Origin of the sequence: uncultured Microbacterium sp., from assembly GCF_947488465.1 — a bacterium.
In the GTDB taxonomy this organism is placed as follows: Bacteria; Actinomycetota; Actinomycetes; order Actinomycetales; family Microbacteriaceae; genus Microbacterium.
On record NZ_CANKZA010000006.1, the window covers coordinates 93,246 to 109,243 of the forward strand.

19 protein-coding genes and 1 pseudogene are annotated in these 15,998 nt (G+C 64.5%); 4 read left to right on the forward strand and 16 right to left on the reverse strand.

Going from position 1 to position 15,998, the window contains the following annotated elements:
* Positions 1-43 precede the first annotated feature (43 nt).
* Positions 44-481, forward strand: a complete 438-nt coding sequence (arfB, locus tag Q0653_RS12975; RefSeq protein WP_298945003.1) for an alternative ribosome rescue aminoacyl-tRNA hydrolase ArfB — start codon at positions 44-46, stop codon at positions 479-481.
* 141 nt (positions 482-622) lie between these two features.
* Here arfB and Q0653_RS12980 read toward each other — a convergent pair whose 3' ends face one another.
* Entirely contained in the window at positions 623-1,009 is a 387-nt protein-coding gene (locus Q0653_RS12980; RefSeq protein ID WP_298945005.1) for a hypothetical protein, read from the reverse strand.
* 579 nt (positions 1,010-1,588) lie between these two features.
* Between Q0653_RS12980 and Q0653_RS12985 the strand changes: the two genes are divergently transcribed.
* Positions 1,589-1,927: a hypothetical protein gene (locus Q0653_RS12985; protein WP_298945007.1), complete on the forward strand. Its 339-nt coding sequence runs from the start codon at positions 1,589-1,591 to the stop codon at positions 1,925-1,927.
* Between the two features lie 163 nt (positions 1,928-2,090).
* On the opposite strand, the gene Q0653_RS12990 is transcribed toward Q0653_RS12985, so the two are convergent.
* The 5 genes from Q0653_RS12990 to Q0653_RS13010 form a co-directional block, all read right to left on the reverse strand.
* Positions 2,091-2,759 (reverse strand): hypothetical protein, encoded by a 669-nt coding sequence (locus tag Q0653_RS12990; RefSeq protein WP_298945009.1) that lies wholly within the window; start codon positions 2,757-2,759, stop codon positions 2,091-2,093.
* 46 nt (positions 2,760-2,805) lie between these two features.
* Positions 2,806-3,417, reverse strand: a complete 612-nt coding sequence (locus Q0653_RS12995; protein ID WP_298945011.1) for a hypothetical protein — start codon at positions 3,415-3,417, stop codon at positions 2,806-2,808.
* Positions 3,418-3,586: 169 nt separating this feature from the next.
* A complete protein-coding gene (locus tag Q0653_RS13000) occupies positions 3,587-4,366 on the reverse strand; it encodes a hypothetical protein (RefSeq protein WP_298945013.1) in 780 nt (259 codons plus the stop codon).
* A gap of 512 nt (positions 4,367-4,878) precedes the next feature.
* Positions 4,879-5,328 carry a hypothetical protein gene (locus tag Q0653_RS13005; protein WP_298945015.1) on the reverse strand — a complete coding sequence of 150 codons (450 nt, stop codon included), beginning with the start codon at positions 5,326-5,328 and terminating at the stop codon, positions 4,879-4,881.
* On the reverse strand, positions 5,325-5,852 hold the full coding sequence (locus tag Q0653_RS13010; RefSeq protein WP_298945017.1) for a hypothetical protein: 528 nt from the start codon (positions 5,850-5,852) through the stop codon (positions 5,325-5,327). Before Q0653_RS13010 ends, Q0653_RS13005 begins: the two co-directional genes overlap by 4 nt.
* 142 nt (positions 5,853-5,994) lie before the next feature.
* On the opposite strand from Q0653_RS13010, the gene Q0653_RS13015 reads away from it, so the two are divergent.
* Both Q0653_RS13015 and Q0653_RS13020 read left to right on the forward strand, forming a co-directional pair.
* Positions 5,995-7,155: an ATP/GTP-binding protein gene (locus Q0653_RS13015; RefSeq protein ID WP_298945018.1), complete on the forward strand. Its 1,161-nt coding sequence runs from the start codon at positions 5,995-5,997 to the stop codon at positions 7,153-7,155.
* Positions 7,152-7,514 carry a hypothetical protein gene (locus tag Q0653_RS13020; RefSeq protein ID WP_298945020.1) on the forward strand — a complete coding sequence of 121 codons (363 nt, stop codon included), beginning with the start codon at positions 7,152-7,154 and terminating at the stop codon, positions 7,512-7,514. The genes Q0653_RS13015 and Q0653_RS13020 overlap by 4 nt, the downstream gene beginning before the upstream one ends.
* 18 nt (positions 7,515-7,532) lie before the next feature.
* Here Q0653_RS13020 and Q0653_RS13025 read toward each other — a convergent pair whose 3' ends face one another.
* From Q0653_RS13025 to Q0653_RS13070, 10 genes and pseudogenes are all read right to left on the reverse strand, one after another.
* Positions 7,533-7,889 (reverse strand): hypothetical protein, encoded by a 357-nt coding sequence (locus Q0653_RS13025; protein WP_298945022.1) that lies wholly within the window; start codon positions 7,887-7,889, stop codon positions 7,533-7,535.
* A gap of 105 nt (positions 7,890-7,994) precedes the next feature.
* A pseudogene (locus Q0653_RS13030) lies at positions 7,995-9,240 on the reverse strand (IS256 family transposase).
* A 103-nt stretch (positions 9,241-9,343) separates the two neighbouring features.
* Positions 9,344-10,063 (reverse strand): TnsA-like heteromeric transposase endonuclease subunit, encoded by a 720-nt coding sequence (locus Q0653_RS13035; protein ID WP_298945024.1) that lies wholly within the window; start codon positions 10,061-10,063, stop codon positions 9,344-9,346.
* A 470-nt stretch (positions 10,064-10,533) separates the two neighbouring features.
* On the reverse strand, positions 10,534-11,031 hold the full coding sequence (locus Q0653_RS13040; protein WP_298945026.1) for a peptidase inhibitor family I36 protein: 498 nt from the start codon (positions 11,029-11,031) through the stop codon (positions 10,534-10,536).
* On the reverse strand, positions 11,028-12,023 hold the full coding sequence (locus Q0653_RS13045; RefSeq protein WP_298945028.1) for a hypothetical protein: 996 nt from the start codon (positions 12,021-12,023) through the stop codon (positions 11,028-11,030). Before Q0653_RS13045 ends, Q0653_RS13040 begins: the two co-directional genes overlap by 4 nt.
* Positions 12,010-12,534, reverse strand: a complete 525-nt coding sequence (locus tag Q0653_RS13050) for a sigma-70 family RNA polymerase sigma factor (RefSeq protein ID WP_298945030.1) — start codon at positions 12,532-12,534, stop codon at positions 12,010-12,012. The genes Q0653_RS13045 and Q0653_RS13050 overlap by 14 nt, the downstream gene beginning before the upstream one ends.
* Positions 12,535-12,645: 111 nt before the next feature.
* A complete protein-coding gene (locus Q0653_RS13055) occupies positions 12,646-13,722 on the reverse strand; it encodes an FtsX-like permease family protein (RefSeq protein ID WP_298945032.1) in 1,077 nt (358 codons plus the stop codon).
* Positions 13,719-14,351 carry an ATP-binding cassette domain-containing protein gene (locus tag Q0653_RS13060; protein WP_298945034.1) on the reverse strand — a complete coding sequence of 211 codons (633 nt, stop codon included), beginning with the start codon at positions 14,349-14,351 and terminating at the stop codon, positions 13,719-13,721. The genes Q0653_RS13055 and Q0653_RS13060 overlap by 4 nt, the downstream gene beginning before the upstream one ends.
* A complete protein-coding gene (locus tag Q0653_RS13065; protein WP_298945036.1) occupies positions 14,352-15,458 on the reverse strand; it encodes a peptidoglycan-binding domain-containing protein in 1,107 nt (368 codons plus the stop codon).
* A complete protein-coding gene (locus Q0653_RS13070; protein ID WP_298945039.1) occupies positions 15,455-15,817 on the reverse strand; it encodes a hypothetical protein in 363 nt (120 codons plus the stop codon). The genes Q0653_RS13065 and Q0653_RS13070 overlap by 4 nt, the downstream gene beginning before the upstream one ends.
* Positions 15,818-15,998 lie beyond the last annotated feature (181 nt).

Sequence of the window (15,998 nt, forward strand, 5' to 3'; positions counted from 1 at the left end):
GGTGTAGTGACCGTACGCACCCGGCTACGCGGATGATGGATGCATGGTCACTCCACAGCGCCCGGGACTTCGGGTGTCGGCGGGACTCGTCATCCCGGAGTCGGAGCTGTCCTGGCGATTCTCTCGATCCTCCGGCCCGGGCGGGCAGGGCGTGAACACCGCCGACTCGCGGGTCGAACTGATGTGGGATGCGGCATCCTCCACCTCCCTCTCCCCCGTGCAGCGCGAGCGACTCCTCGAACGCTTGTCGGGCCGCCTCGTGGACGGCACGCTGACGATCGCGGCGTCGGAGCACCGCGCGCAACTGCGCAATCGGGATGCCGCGCGCGCCCGACTCGCATCGGTGATCGCCGAGGCGATTGCGCCCCCCGCGCCGACGCGCAGGCCGACGAAACCGAGTCGGGGCTCGACCGAGCGGCGCCTGAAGGCCAAGCAGCGCCGCACGGACACCAAGCGCCTGCGCCGGCCGCCGACGGACTGACGGTCACCCGCATCCGGGCAAGAAAAAGCCCCGACCGTTACCACGCGGCCGGGGCGAGACGGATGAGAAATCCGCCTATCGAGATCAGTGTACCGCGCCCAGCTGGGTGCGCAGTGTGCGCGGCCACACCCGCGTACCCCCTCATCCCCGCACGGCGTTCCACCGCGGGCGATCCGGATCCGCATCCCATTCCCCCAGAATCGCCTCGGCGGACGCAACCGGAAAAGCGGTGATCAGCCGCCCCGCTCTGGCGTAGGTCAGCGCCCAGGGGCCCGCGCCGGTCGCACGGGTCAGCGCCAGCGTCGCGCACCGATCGGATGTGCGCACGACGTCTCGATCGACGGCGCGGGATGCGGCATCCGTCACCCGAGCCAGCAACGTCGTCGACGGGGACGGCGCCCACGGAACGAACGCGTCGGCTTGCAGCCCATAGGCTTCCGCAAGCGCGCCGGCAGCCAAGCAGAGCGGTGCGACGGTCCTCGCGATCACGTACTTCCCGAGGTCTGCAGCCGCCGACCTCGCCGACATCACCCTGATCGTCGCCCCCATCGAAGACTCGTTCCGCGACGAGCTGGTGCACACGTCGCGTGCGGCGCTCATGCTGGTGACGGAATCGCTCGTGGGGTTGCTCGCGGCGCGGAGGGGAGCGGACTCCGCCGCGGCCCAGTCCGCCACCCTCGCGGTGATCAGCCGGTCTCTGTCGGAGTAGGGCCGTTTTGTCGGATCTCACGACAGTTGTCAGATCGCGAAGTAGCTGACCTGGGGTTTTCTCACTCGAGTTGTCAGGACTGGGGTGCGATTTTGTCTCACGAGAGTTGTCAGAAACCAGCAACGCGCGGCGTATCCAACCCGGGAGGCAGTCTCTGTTCCGCCCGGCTATGGCGCAAGACATCGCTGACGTTCGACGGACGCAAATCTGCGTAGCCGATGAAGTCGGAGAAGAGAAGGTTTGCCCCGTCGGCGTACGTCATGTCGTTCGCGCCAGCTAGTAGATTGCTCTCGCAGGAGTGGTAGCGATCTCGGCGGAACCCCGTCGCGGTTGCCAAATGGACGGGGACTTGCCACATGACTTCGGAGAGCCTTTGGCGTACGTGGAAGCCGTACGCAGTGATCGCGATCGTGGGCGCAGGAGCACTCTGGTGGTGGAACAGCCAATCTCCGGCCGCGGCGCTTGATGATGGTTCATACGCGTGCACACTCGTCGACATCGGGTCGGACGGCAAGTACACGCAGGTGACGAGCGAGAGCGGCACGCTCTCCGAAGGAACGGCCGAGGTGCAGAACGGCAAGGTCGTCCGGATCGACGCCGCTGGAGGAAGTTTGGCCCTCAATGACTTAACGATCCAACCACGCGGCACAACGCATTTCCGCGTGTTCGAGGGCCAAGTCGGCGCGCTGGCCGATCCTGTGGGGATGGCCATCGCTTGCACACACACCGGTAACTGAGCCGACATCCGGCGTCGACGAGTCCTACCGACTTCCACCGACCCGGCATAGCGCGAGGCGAGAATCCAGCCGCGCCTACTACGGGTCTGCTGCACGTGTAGGTGACAGGGCGACCTGCCCACGGTCTGGGTTCCAGTCCGGGTGGCTAACTCATCGGCATCCGCTAACGCCAGATCTCCAGCGCGGCGGGGTCCGACATCTCCATCTGCGTGACGCCCTCGTAGAGATAGATCTCGCCACTCCCGCAGACCGTAGCGCCGGGCTCGATCGGTTCGAGGGAGACGTTCCAGAATATGAACGTGAATCGGTCTGCGGATGGGTAGTCCTGGCCGACGTTTACGAATGTGCCGTCGGCGGTCTCTCGGGCGCTCATGAGCGGGCCGCACACACGTTGCACCGTTCCCGCATGCCCCCGTGCCTCGTCCCATCCGAGGCCTCCGTCGGGCCATTCTGGACCGACGGCGGCCGCGCTTTCGCCGAACGTGCACCGCCCGTCTTGTGCGAGCAGATCCACCGACTCCGCCCTGATGCCGTAGCCGAGTAGTTCATCGCAGGAGTCGATACTGAACGCGCTGTCAGTGGAGTGCGCAAGATAGTCGACGGCGATCTCGTACTCGTCTGAGCAGTTATCGCTCAGGGCCTGCAAGGTGGAGTCACCGTCGCCAATGCCAGGTTTCTGGTACTGGACAGCGGCGGCGAGTAGCTGTGAGCAGCTGGGTGCGACGGAGGCGGAGCTCGAGCCAGACACACCGGCGCAGGCCGTCATCGAGGCGACGAGTGCAAGTGCGATGAGCGAAGCGACTGTGATCCGGGCTGGGATCTTCATGTTCACGAGCGACGACTTCCCTGGGTTCTCCTGCTTCGTGTGCTGTCGGCGGTCAATCTGCGAACTCGAACTCAAGCGTGATGTTCGGGTCAACCGCGCTCACGATATCGGTGTAGAACGCCTGGGCTTCTTCCTTGAGGAGCTCGATGTTCTTGATGACGTACTCCTGCTCCTTCTCGTCATTGAGGAACTTCTCGGCCATCTCGCGGTCGTCGATGGCGGGTGTAAGCCAGCTGATAAGTCCGTTCTTCTCGGCCGCGACCTCGGAATCGAAATTGTCATAGCCGATGAAGGCGAATCTTGGAATCGATACGACGAAATGGTTGTCACCGGCGTCATCGATCTCCACGTCTGCCCCCGCAAAGCCGAGCTTGGCGTCAAACTCGTATCGCAGGAACGTCGCCCTGTCGCTGCCCGGAACGTCTAACCCATAGAACTTGAGGTTGGTCTTGTCGTCGTCGACAGCCACCACGCTCATGGCGAGTAGAACGACATCTCCCTTTCGTTCCATCGCTTCGACCACCTGCGTGCTCCGCGACTGCGTCGCCACGCTGAAAGGCGACGCGAGCCACAGTGTGACCACTCCGAAGATGCCCGCTGCGGCCACGGCTCCCACCAGGAGAAGCATCGGCCACAGCAGGACTTTGGTCTTGAAGAACTTCATTGGATCTTTCGACTCTCTCGTTCGATTCGCGCGTAGTGGTTCAGACGCCGGCTTCGGATCCCGCGGACTTGGCGTCGCGGAGGCGGGGGTCGACGCGTCGATTCGGGAAGGACAATCTAGTTGGCGGGGATGTGGGACAAACTGCTGGCGGATGGCCTTTAAAAGTCCATCAGCCGGACAAACTAGCCGGTGGGCCGACATCCGACTGGCCGGGGCAACTGCCGAGCTGGATCGGGCCGAGCACAAAGAGGCAATGCTCCTCGGTCGAGACCTCCGATACGGCGTTGTCGTTGGAGATCGAGACGCGGCCGACTGAGGGTCGAAGATGCGCCCAACCCCAACGCCCCTCGGCGTTCGCCCGGGTCGTGCATCCCGTACCGCAGTCTTCGACCTGAACTCGGACATCCTCGATGAAATCGAGGAGCGATGAGCAAGTCGCCTGCGCGGACGTAGTCAGAGCGGTGCCTACGCAGACGCTGTTGTACATCGAGACATGCATGTTGAGGCAACCGCCGTAGTCCTCACCATCCCCGCAGAGGTCGCCGCCGCTCTGAGTCAGATTCATTGCGCTGCCATACCCATCCTGCGACGTGGCCGGTACCGCCTCCTGGAGCACGACCCTGTACGAGTACGCGTTGTTCAGGCCAGCAACCGCCAATGCGCCGAGGACGCTCGACAGCACGGAAAAAGTGATCACCACCGTAAGCAAGGCGATGTACATCGGCGCTGCTTCGCTTCTGCTCTTGTCGCCCCCGGTCTTGGTGACACGATCGCCGTCATCGACGAACCCGGACGAGAGCGCGATGCGGTGTGCCTGCGCGACTCGACGCCGCACCCCCACGTCCACGCAGAGAACGACGAACGAGAGAAGGCCAACGCCCGCAGGAATCCACGAGTAGCCCTCATGAAGGGTGACGTTGGCCGCCACGCCGGCGGTGGCAGTGAGCACAGCCAACACCCACCAGAAGACGCGCCACCCCCGCGTCAAGGGATACAGGACCCACCTGCCGCAGTTCGGACACTCAAACGAGCGCATCCCAGCGAATGCGGATCTCCCGCGTCCCACAAACCCGTGCTCGCATCGCCGGCAAACCACGCGAACTTCTTCGTCGCTCAAGTCAACTCCCCAGTCGTGCAACTCGAAGCGCGGAGCTGGAGTGCCACACCAATTGTTCCAGAGGTGTCGGACGCTGAGCGACCGAGGTTCACCGGTCTCGAATCACACAGCGTTCGAGGGTTCGATCAACCCATCGCCCCTGCCACGCCTCGAATCACGGCGGCAGCCCTCGGACTGAACCATCCAGGATCCCATCAGAACGAGCGCCTGCACCAGCGGCGATGGCCGGCACGACGAGATTGAGTACACGTCCATCTGAAGACGGCCAGAGCGACGGGGCTGATCGTTCGAAATAGGAAGAGCGCGAACGGGAGCTGAACCCAGTTCTGTGGTCACGACCGCCGTCAGTCGCAGTTGTCGCAACGAGCCGACGCTGGCAACTTGAGACCACAAATAGGGCAGAAGCCCCACTCGCGTTTCTCAGACTTGTTCTCCATCGTGCCAGCGCTGCGAAGCTTGTTCTCCGGGTGGGAGACGCCCCAGAGGTTGATGCCACGACCGCTGCGCCATCGATCAACATCCCCGACACCGCGTGTGATCTCGGCCTCCCCCCGGAATCCGTTGGAGTAGCCGTAGTGAAGCTGAATGGCGTAGCCACCCTGAGCGCGCGTGACCTTGATGTAGTTGCCACGGTCGTAGTATCCAGCGACATCGATCTCGGCGAGGAGGTTCCGAATGAAGGCTCGATTCTCTAGTGGCGTCTGCTGATGACTGAACGCTGCATCAAGCGATGGATACGGCGTTTCGTCAGCGTCCGTGGGCTCGTCGTCGACATGCTCCGGGTGATCGCTCATTTAGCGGCCTCTCGTGCGGTCGCCCACCGCGCAGCCTGCTCTTCGGTGATTGCCCAGTACGCCTGGTCGTAGCTGTGGCCGAGCGACTTACCGCTGAGTACCGCGAGCGGCCACTTCCCGTTGACATTGGGATAGTTGCTCGCGAGATGTCGAGAAATCTTGCGCGGGGCATCGCGCCACTCATTTACGCTCATGCCGGACTCCGTCGCGATCTGTTGCGTCGACAAGAACTCGCCGACGTGTGCGGCACAGACATCGATGGCGCGCGTCCAGCGCTGGGCAGTAATAGCGCCGCTCGTCATGAGTTTGTGAAGGTCCTCCACAGCCCACGGTCGGTGCTTTGCGAGTGCGGACGAAGCGACATTGATCAATGGAGATGATGCTTCACTCCCGGATATGGTCTCGACGACGACTTCGCGCGCATCGTCCGCAGATACTCGTTGCGTCGCCCGCTCGGCGACGATCGCTGCCAGTTCAAGATAGTCCTGCTCCTGAACGAGTAGCGGAATCCATGTCTCTGTCATGAGCCTTTCCTTTGGTGATGGGTTGCAACCCATAACATAGTCCAGAGTCCCTGGGAAGGCAACCCCACTGCCTATCGCATCGCTTATGGACAGCGAACCATGACGTTAAAGAATGTCAGCGCCGTGGCTTAGGTTTGATCGCATGCAGATCAAGAAGTCGGCGCTGGAGCAACACATCGCGGTGTTTGGGGAAAGCGGCAGCGGCAAGACCGTGCTCGTGTCATCGTTCTACGGAGCTGCTCAGGAAGCGAAGTTCCTCAAGAACAGCCTCTACAGGGTCGTAGCGGACGACATCGGCCAGGGCTCGAGCCTGAACCGCAACTATCTCGGCATGCGTGACGAGGGCCTCGCACCGGACGTGACCCGGTTCGCCGCAACGTCGTACGCCTTTTCGGTGAAGTTGAACGACCCGCCGAACGCCAAAGCCGCGAAGGCTAGGCAGTTCGATGCACTCCGGCTCGTTTGGCACGACTACCCCGGCGACTGGTTTGAGCAGGGCGTCAGCGGAGATGAAGAGGCCAAGCGTCGCGTGGATACTTTTCGCTCACTTCTCGGCTCGGACGTCGCCCTTCTGCTCGTAGATGGACAGTGCCTACTAGACAACGCGGGTGAAGAAGACCGCTACCTCAAGTCGTTGTTCAGCAATTTCTCCAATGGCCTGCTCTCACTCAAAGACAAGTTGCTCGATGACAACAAGTCGCTCGTGGAGTTCCCAAGAATCTGGATCATGGCCCTGTCCAAGGCGGACTTGCTCCCCGAGATGGACGCCTTCAAGTTCAGGGATCTTCTGGATCTGAAGGCAGCGGATGACCTAAACGAACTCCGGAAGGTGCTTGCCGGGTTTGTGCAGGATCCCAGCGCGATGTCTGTAGCGGAGGACTACTTGCTGCTTTCGTCCGCGAAGTTCGAGCCCGGCAAGATTGAAGTGACCGAGCGTGTCGGCCTAGATCTCGTCCTTCCTGTGGCGGCAATCCTGCCGCTGGAGCGGCATGCGCGATGGGCACAGCTCCAGCAACTTCCAGCCAAGGTCGCGGAGAACCTCCTCAACGGGGGTGCTCGCGTCCTCGCTGCGGCCTTAATCGGTAAGGCAATAGTGAAGGCGCCCGGACCGATCGGATTCCTCTTGGCGCTGATCAATCCAGACGTAGTAGACGAGGCGGCCAAACTGGCTGGCGAAAAGCTGCGGGAAGTCAATGCAGATGCGATCGCCAAGCACAACTACGTCACTGCCACGCTCACGCAGTTCCAGATGGATCTCGACAAGGCGGAAACGGAGCAGACTCTTCTGCGGAGCTTGAGGTGATTCTCGAACCCGGTTCGTTTATCTGGGCAACCCGCGGACGGTCGTGGGGTTTCCGGTTCCTCCGGGATGGCGGCTTCTCGGACCCGTTGCCGGTTTACGAAGCCGCGTTCGCAGGAACCGCGGGGCAGCGGGAGATCTGCCAGCGGGTTGGCGACCTGCTCGTTCTGCGCTTCGTCGATCCGGAGGGGCGCAAGGATCACGCCCGGCGCGTGATCTCCCACGACTTCGTCGTTCTGCCGCCCGCCTCGAATGAGATTCAGTCACCCTCAGACGGCGTCAGCACAGCGTGGAACTCGGTCGCGAACGAGTACGACCGGATCTGGGACGCCGCGAGCCCAGTCGAGCGAACCGCGGAATAACAGGCAGCCAGCAGCGATCTAGCTGAGGTAGCCCGTCACCTTGCCGTAGTTGACTAGCTTTCCCACGACGTAGTTGGCGATCCCGGCGCGTCCGAAGTCTGCCATGCGAGGCGGCGCTTTCGCGCGCAGTTCTTCCAACCACACATCGACTTCTCGACGGTCGGCCTTGCCCAGTGTTTTGAGTATGCGCAGATCGCTCAGGCTGCTCAGCCGGCGAATCTCGGGGACGACTGCTGTTTTCTCCAGAACGCTGGACGCGACTTCACGTTCAACATCCGTGACTGTGTCCCGAAGTACGACATACCCCTCGTTCACTTCGCACACCTGGTAGGTGGAATCGTTCCAACTGAGTTGGTCGCCGGGGTGGACGATCACGATGCGACCCCCACTCCCACTTCCACCGGCGTGCGAAGCGATAGAGGCCGGTCAAGCCCCGGGACGTGGTGTAGCGGTCGGTGATCCTTCTGCTGTTGGTAGTGGTTAGGCGCTGAGCTCGAGGGTGGTGTCGGTCACCTCCTCGGTTCCGGTGTCGGTGACGAGGGTGAGGCGGGATTTGGTGAGGATGTCGAGGCCGAGGTAGCGGCGTCCTTCGGCCCATTCGTCGGTCTGCTCGGCCAGGACGGCGCCGACGAGGCGGATGATCGCGTCGCGGTTGGGGAAGATGCCCACGGAGTCGGTGCGGCGGCGGATCTCTCGGTTGAGGCGCTCGTTCGGATTGTTCGACCAGATCTGCTGCCAGAGCCCGTCGGGGAACCCGGTGAACGCGAGAATGTCCTCGCGGGCGGCGTCGAGGTGTGAGAACGCGTCCGGGAGCTTGCCGTCGACGTAGTCCAGCAGCCGGTCGAATTGTGCGTTCACCGCGTGGGCATCGGGCTGGTCGTAGACCGAGTGCAGCATCGCCTTGACCGCCGGCCACATGCTCTTCGGCGTCACCGACATGAGGTTCGCCGCGTAGTGGGTTCTGCATCTTTGCCAGACCGCTCCGGGCAGGTTCGCGGCGATCGCCTCCACGAGGCCGGCGTGGGCGTCGCTGGTGACCAGGCGAACCCCGCCGAGGCCGCGGGCGACGAGGTCGGCGAAGAACGAGTTCCAGGCCGCGCCGGTCTCGCTGGTGGCAACGCGGAGGCCGAGGACTTCGCGGTGGCCGTCGGCGTTCACGCCGGTCGCGACGAGCACGACCGCGTTGATGACACCCACCTTCGCGGACTTTCATGGTGAGCGCGTCGGCGGCGACGAACGTGAACGGGCCGGCGTCGCCCAGGGGTCGGTGGCGGAACTGGTCGACGTGCTCGTCGAGGTCGGCCGCCATCCGGGACACCTGCGACTTCGACAGCGAGTGGATCCCGAGGGTCTTCACGAGCTTGTCCATCCGGCGGGTGCTCACCCCGGCGAGGTAGCAGTCGGCGACGACGGTGATCAGCGCGGTCTCAGCCCGTTTGCGGCGCTCGAGCAGCCATTCCGGGAAGTAGGTGCCCTGCCGCAGCTTCGGGATCTGGACGTCGATCGTCCCGACGCGGGTGTCCAGGTCCCGGTGCCGGTAGCCGTTGCGTTGCGCGGTGCGGTCGGGTGAGGGCTTGCCCCATTCCGCGCCGACGACGGCGTCCGCGTCAGCGGACAGCAGCGTGTTGATCATGGTCTGCAGCAGCTGCCGCATCAGATCTGGGGACGAATCGGCAAGGGCTTCGCCAAGTAGGCGGGCAGGGTCGACAATATGAGGAGCGGTCATCGTGATGATGCCTTTCGAGTGGGATGTGAGAGTTTCCTCGAAGGATCACACGGTGACCGCGTCTACGTCTTGCGACGAACCGGCCACCGCGCGCTACACCACTTTATGGGGCACTACTTAGAGGCCTGCTGAGGTCAACATCGAGATGGCCGAGCCAGATGAGGGCGTACGTTGCCCCCAACCCCGATGCCACACCCGAGGCCAGATGTGCCGCCGCATCCGCGATGGTCATCGGATCGCCCACTCGAAGTGGCGTTAGGTCGACGTCCTCAAGCCATTGCGGATCCCTGTAGCGAAGGAGGAAGCGGAGGTTGGACTCGAACGCCCCTGGCATCTCGTCAAACACCTGGTAGGTCCAGCCCATCGCTCCCGCAAGCCGGCGCGTGAGGTCGAAGACGGCGTGATCCTTCTCCTTCGTCAGCTCTCGCGGTTTGACGTCGACGAGCAGTCCCGAGCCGTCCGCGAGCCGCGCGAAGTAGTCCGGGGCGTGCGATCGTTCATGGGCTGGCCAACGAATCCACATCGGCTGGCTCGCCACTGCTGTCGCGGTACCCGGGCGGTCGAGGGTCGCGAGATAGGCACGCTCCCAGAACGACTCGAAGGGAACATGCTGCTTCGTCGAAGAGAACCAGAATTTCCCTTCATAGTTTCGTTTGCCGGGCCAGGACGCGAACTTGCGCACAGGGTCAGCGAACTCGAAGTGAACGTTCCGAGCATCGGGGGCGTCGACCCGTCTTCTCAACTTGCGATCCTGGAACTCGAGATCGCACGCGAGCGCGTTCGTTCCCTCGATGGCTTCAAGCCATCGCTTTGTCAGATCCACCAGGGGTCTCCTCTCGGCCTAGGGCTTAGTCCCTCTCACCTCGGCGACCTCCAACTGGTGGTGTATCTGACACTCGAAAGCTATTACCGGCGCTACACGTCGGCCGTCGACACGCCGCGCCAACCGGACAACTGGATGAGAATCTGACAGTTGTGGTGAGCGGCCGGACAACAAGGTGAGAATCGGACACTTGTAGTGCGAACCGACACGTTTGTGTCGGATCTCATGATTGCTGTCAGGTAGCGAGGAAGCTGACCAGGCCTTTTCTCACGCTTCCCGTCAGTTCGAGCGAGCGAGGCGTCTCATCGCAGTTGTCCCGACTCTCGAAGAGCCATCGTCCAGGGAGCGCAAGAACGGCGCTGTACACGGCACCGAGCTCGCGGCGCGTCCGCGCCGAGTTCGTGTCCAGGAGCACTCCCCGCGCGAACGAATCACTTTCGGCCTTTGCACGCGTTCGCCGCGTCACGTGATCAGGTGCAGGAGAGCTTGGTAGTTGTGCCGCCCACGTTCGTCCCGGTGCCTGCGTTCGCGGTCGCGAGGAGCGTGTTGGAGCTGTTGTACGCGCGCACGGCGCCGCTGGCCCGGGAGTTCGCGAGTGATCGCACGGGACCGCCCAACGCGGAGGGGCTGTGGTTGCTGGTGCAGGTCGAGAAGGTGATGCGGCTGCCGCCGTAGCTGGCGGCGCTGTAGGCGCAGAAGCGGCCGCTCGGGCAGTCGGCGACGGCCAGTAGCGCGACCCGCGGGCTCGCGCCTGGGGCTTCGGCGGCGCGGGTGAGGATGATCTCCCCGTCGTCCCAGCTGATCTCGTTCCAGGCGGTTTGCGTACCGCCGGGGTAGTCGGCGAGGGTCTGGTCGATTCGCGCCTGCATGGTCTCCTCGATGCCGGCCTGGCTTGCGTGCGCGGGGAGCGTGCTGCCGAAGACGAGTGCGGAGATGGCGAGGACGGTGGCGGCGAGGGACTTTCTCATGGGTGGGGGGTCCTGTTCCAGGCGAAGTAGCTGACGACGGATGGGGAGGCGATGTCGGTGCGGGTCACACCGATGTAGATGGTCTCGGTGGCGAGGATGTGGCCCGTGGTCGGTGAGACGATGAGCCGTTGTGCGTAGTCGGGTTGGTCGGGGTTCGTGGCGGTGAAGATCATGCCGTCGCGACCGAGCCGGTCGGTGGTGGAGCCGACGAGCTCGATATCGGGGAGCGTTGAGACGTATCGCAGCAGCGCTGACTCCTGAGCGGGGGAGAGGGTCTGCTCGAGCAGGAGGCTGTTGAGCTCGGGGATGAGCTGCGCGGCGGAGGGTTCTTCGCCGACGACTTCGGCGAAGAAGGCGGCGATCTGGGCAGGCTCGCTGGGCAGGGGGTTCGGGTAGAGCGGGAGGTACTCGCCGGGTTCCCAAGCCTCCTCCCAGAGCGGGGTGCCTTCGACCGGGACCGAGTCACCGGTGACGGGGTGCCCGTCGCGGTCGATCGGTGCCCCTGCGGTGACGGTCACTGTTCGAGTGCCGTCGGGGGCCTGGGTGATGGCGAAGTTCTCCGGGACGACGACGCTCGGCAGGGGCCCACCGTCGTCGGCGGTGTGCAGCACCCATGTTTGGACAGTGATCTGAATCGGATCGGTTGTCTGCTGAGGGAGGTCATCGGCCACGACGTCGCCCATCTCCTCGAGTACGTCTCGCGCGTTGTCGCTCACGGTGGTGGTGGTGAGCATGGGCGGAGTCACCGCGCGTGCAGGTTGGGTTGTGAGGGTCGCGACGACAGGTACGGCGGTGAGCACCGCCGCGGCGACGGCCACGGCATAAACGATCAGGGGCCGCCGACGGGGTCGCACTCTGGTTCGACGGGTGTCGTGGGCAGGCTCGGCGAGCATGAGGTCCGCGAGTTCTCGTTTGGCGCGATCGGTGAGGGGCAAATCGCGGTGCCCGCTGATCGGCCGGGCGACGCGCAGCCGTCTCTCAAGTTCGTCCATCGTTCGCCTCCTTCCGTTCAGCGGCTTCTTGTTCTTGTTCGTCCAGACGAGCTCTCAGTTTTCGTTTCGCTCGGGTCAGCCGCACCCTGGCGGCGCCGGGGCTGATGCCGAGGATGCCGGCGATCTCGGTGCGGGTGAGGTCCTCCCAGAAGGCCATATAGAGCAGTTCGCGGTCTTCTTCTGCCATGCCGAGCAACGTACGTCGAAGGTGGGCGGCGTCGTCAGTTCCTGATGCGAGGGCGTTGTTGAGCCAGAGGACGCTGCCGATCTGGTCGACGAGCTGATCGGCGCGGACGCGGCGCCGGTATTCGTTGCCGATCACATTGCGGAGCACTTGGTAGACCCAGGCGAGGGTCAGCGTGTTGCCGGCGGTGTGGTGGGTCCAGGCGATGCGGAAGACCTCAGCAGTGATGTCTTCAGCGTCGGACACCCCTCCTAGGCGCTGCTCGGCGACGGTGAGGATGAGTCGGTAATAGCGGCTGTAGAAGTCAGCGAAAGTCTCGAACGACATCGCCTCCTCTCCCTCCCGAGGATCCCGGTGTTGTGCGGCCTTGTTGAATCTATTTCCGGTCGGGTCGTGTTCGTTACAGCTGACCCGCGTGTACGTCGCACGGCCATGAGGTCACGGAACTCGGAGCTCTCGGATGGGATCTCGGCGCGCGGCGAGGATGGCAGGCACGATCGCCGCGGCGACGCTCACCCCGAGCGCGAGCAGTGCCACGGCAGCGGTGTAGTCGACGCTGGGTAGCGGATCTCCGAGGGCGGAAAGAGTGATCGCAGATGCGGCGACGCCGACGGCGGCGCCCGCCGTTGCGAGACTCGCTGTCTGGATGAGGATGAGGGCGGCGATGAGGCCGCGGGTTGCTCCCAGCGCACGACGCCTGCCGAAGTCCTTGCGGCGAAGCAGTACCAGTGCGCTCTGAACGATCGCGACCAGCAGCCCTGTGAGGGCGAGCACCCCAGCGGCGAGCGTGCTGCCGAACGCACCGAGCTGCGCCTGTACCGTGCCACGGAGCGTGGCGAGCGCTTCACTATCGGTAATGCTCACTGCGGATGGGTCGGCGGCGGCGATGAGGGGCTTGATGGTGTCGGTGACTGCTGCGACCAGGCGTGCGTCTGAGGTGACGACGACGACGACGGCTACTCGTCCGGCGTCGTCCGGCTCGCGTGGGGTGAGGGCGAGTGGCTCGAAGTCGGCAAGTGGCCCGGCGTCTGCGATCAGGCCTTTTACGCTGAGGATTGTGCCGTTGCTGCGGGTTACCGAGCCGGCGGCGACGAGCATGCCGAGTTCCTCCACCGCTCGGGGAGAGAGCACCACTTGCGATGCGTCGGTTGCGGTCGTGAGCACCGGCCCCCAGTAGTCGCGCACCGGCACCGGAGCGCCGTCGGGCAGGGAAGTGTTGCGGACGTCTTCGGCGGGGCCGAGGGCGAAGGCGGTCTCGATGCCGCCGACCGGTGCGAGCCGGTCCAGGACGGTGGAGTCGAGGCCGGCGTCGTGGGTCGCTCTGATCAGGATGGCTCGGGTGCCGGCCTCGTCGATGGATGAGAGTACTTGCTGCTGAGCGCCGACCGCGCGTCCGCTCGTCAGGAGCACCGCGGCACACATGCCGGCTACCAGCACGATCGTCGTGATCGATGCGAGCCTACCGCTGACCGCGGACGCTACCGCCTCGCGCACGATCGCCCGCACGCGGCTCACAGCCGCACCTCCCGGTCGCAGTGGGCGACGACCGCCTGGTCGTGGGTGACGACGACCACGACGCCGCCTGAGGACGCGTGTTCGCGCAACGCGTCGAGGACGATGTCGGTGGAGGCGGGGTCGAGGTTTCCGGTCGGCTCGTCGCACAGCAGCACGCGCGGCTGCAACAGCAGCGCCCGCGCTAGCGCGATCCGCTGCGCCTGCCCGCCTGAGACCTGCCCCGGTTTCGCGTGCACGCGCAGGCTGACGCCGAACCGATCGAGTAGTGCCAGTGCTGTAGGGCTGAGAGCGCGGCGGCTCTCTCCACGGTAGAGGGCGGTCTCCAGCACGTTGTCCAGCACGGTCCGGGTGGCATCGAGTGCTGCATCCTGGAAGACGAACCCGAACTGCCGGGCACGAAGCCGTGCTCGCTCAGCATCCCGCAGCCCTGCAACGCTCTTCCCATCCAGCAGGATCCGACCACTAGTGGGGGTCAGCATCAATCCCAGCAGGTAGAGCAGTGTCGACTTGCCGCGCCCGGACGGGCCGGTGATGCCGACCATCTGGCCGGGCACGAACCGCTCCGACAGGCTCTCGACGATGCTCGGACCAGAGGGGTACGCGAACCGGAGACTCTCGACGGTGAGCATCTAGGGGATCTCCGCCGGCGCCCGGACTTGCAGGCCCGGCTCGACCCCGTCGATCGCGGTCAGCCCGCGTGCGCCCGACAGCACGGTGACGGGGTGCTGGGTGCCTTCCGCGTCGACCAGCACGGTTTGCCCGTCCGGAAGTGTGAGCACTGCCGAGGAGGGCACGACCAGTCCGTCTGTCTGCTCGACAGTGATGACGCGGCTGACGAGCAGCAAGCCTTCCCCTGTCGGGATCTGTGCGCAGCCATCGCCGCAAATCGGGGCGTCCTCTTCGCCGGCGAGAACGAGGTCGACCTGGCTGTCTTCGAGAGTGGTTCGTGAGCTGATCCTCGCGTTCCAGATCTCACCGTCCGGCGCGGTGAGCTCTACTCGGGCATCATCGGGCAAGGTCGCAGCCTGCGTGTCGGAGACGGGGATCGTGAACGTTGGTGCGGTGTCGAGCCGCACCAGGCCCCCCTCACCGCCGGCAACCACTGCGCCAGGGCTGATCGTGGACGTGTCCACCGCGACTCGGGCCGGCAAATCGGCGACGAACAGCACTTCTCCGATGTCGGCCACGCCGTCGACAGGGAGCTTCGCCGCCGACTGCCACTCCAATACAGCTGCCGTCGTCGACCACGCCCACGCCCCGTCGGCTTCACCGTCGAGGTAGCCGGACTCGATCAGGAAGGTCTGCAGTTGCGCGACATCTGCGCCACGGTCTCCGCTCTGCATCGTGCGGAACGCGGGCGTCTTCCCCTTCATCACCACCACAGACTGTAGGTCGACCGCGTACATGACCGTTCCCGCAGTGATCTCTTGTCCCGCCGAGGCCGATACGGACGTCACGGTTCCGGCCATCAGGTTCCGCGCCGCGGGATGCTCGGCCCACTGCGCGCGTGTGTTCACCGCTACATGACCGCTGACGCTGCCTTCCTCGACGGTGACCAGCGTGTAGGAAGCGTCCTCGACCGCAGGAGTCGGGACGAACACCTTTGCACCGGCCCAGCCCAGCGCCGCTCCCGCCGCGATCAGCAGCAACCCGGCCGCTGCCGAAAGCGCGATGGTGCGGGCGCGCCGTCGCGGCGAGCCCGCACCCGATGTCTTTTCGTCGCGGTTGGGTGTCACCCGAAGCTCCACCGCGGCGACGGGCACACTTTCGTCGCCGACTGGAAGGTGCCGTTGGTGAACACCACGTCGGTCGAGTCGTAGGGCTTCACGCCGCCGCGCCACGAGTCGATGTACGTCTGTTCACTCGGCGGCTCGGCCGACTCGAACCCGTTGCCGAGCAAGCACTGATAGTTCTCGACCTCGAGCGCATACAGTTCGCGCAACTCCTCATCCGTGAACGGGTCATCGAGACCTGCCTCTTCGGAGCAGCGGTTGTTCTCCGAGATCCAGAGAGAACTCTGCTCCGCGGTCAGATTCGAGTCACCGTATAGTCCGCCCATGCCGTCGTCATAGACAACGATGCCAGCATCCTCCATACACTCCTTCACTGCCCGCATGCTCTTCGACAGGGATGAGCCACCGGAGGCGTCTGCTCCCGCGGAGGATGTGGCCGGCGTCGGCGCTACCTCCGGTGAACTACAGCCGGCGAGTAGTAATACTCCCACCGCCAGCGCGGCCGGGAACAGCGCGCGGACACGCTTTCCCGACCGCACCGGC

Bases quoted from the DNA above. Each gene is read 5' to 3' on its own strand.
- Q0653_RS13060 (WP_298945034.1), bottom strand. From the start codon at position 14,351: ATGCTCACCGTCGAGAGTCTCCGGTTCGCGTACCCCTCTGGTCCGAGC.
- Q0653_RS13050 (WP_298945030.1), bottom strand. From the start codon at position 12,534: ATGTCGTTCGAGACTTTCGCTGACTTCTACAGCCGCTATTACCGACTC.
- Q0653_RS13010 (WP_298945017.1), bottom strand. From the start codon at position 5,852: ATGACAGAGACATGGATTCCGCTACTCGTTCAGGAGCAGGACTATCTT.
- Q0653_RS13045 (WP_298945028.1), bottom strand. From the start codon at position 12,023: ATGGACGAACTTGAGAGACGGCTGCGCGTCGCCCGGCCGATCAGCGGG.
- Q0653_RS13015 (WP_298945018.1), top strand. From the start codon at position 5,995: ATGCAGATCAAGAAGTCGGCGCTGGAGCAACACATCGCGGTGTTTGGG.
- Q0653_RS13005 (WP_298945015.1), bottom strand. From the start codon at position 5,328: ATGAGCGATCACCCGGAGCATGTCGACGACGAGCCCACGGACGCTGAC.
- Q0653_RS12995 (WP_298945011.1), bottom strand. From the start codon at position 3,417: ATGAAGTTCTTCAAGACCAAAGTCCTGCTGTGGCCGATGCTTCTCCTG.
- Q0653_RS12980 (WP_298945005.1), bottom strand. From the start codon at position 1,009: ATGTCGGCGAGGTCGGCGGCTGCAGACCTCGGGAAGTACGTGATCGCG.
- Q0653_RS13070 (WP_298945039.1), bottom strand. From the start codon at position 15,817: ATGGAGGATGCTGGCATCGTTGTCTATGACGACGGCATGGGCGGACTA.
- arfB (WP_298945003.1), top strand. From the start codon at position 44: ATGGTCACTCCACAGCGCCCGGGACTTCGGGTGTCGGCGGGACTCGTC.
- Q0653_RS13040 (WP_298945026.1), bottom strand. From the start codon at position 11,031: ATGAGAAAGTCCCTCGCCGCCACCGTCCTCGCCATCTCCGCACTCGTC.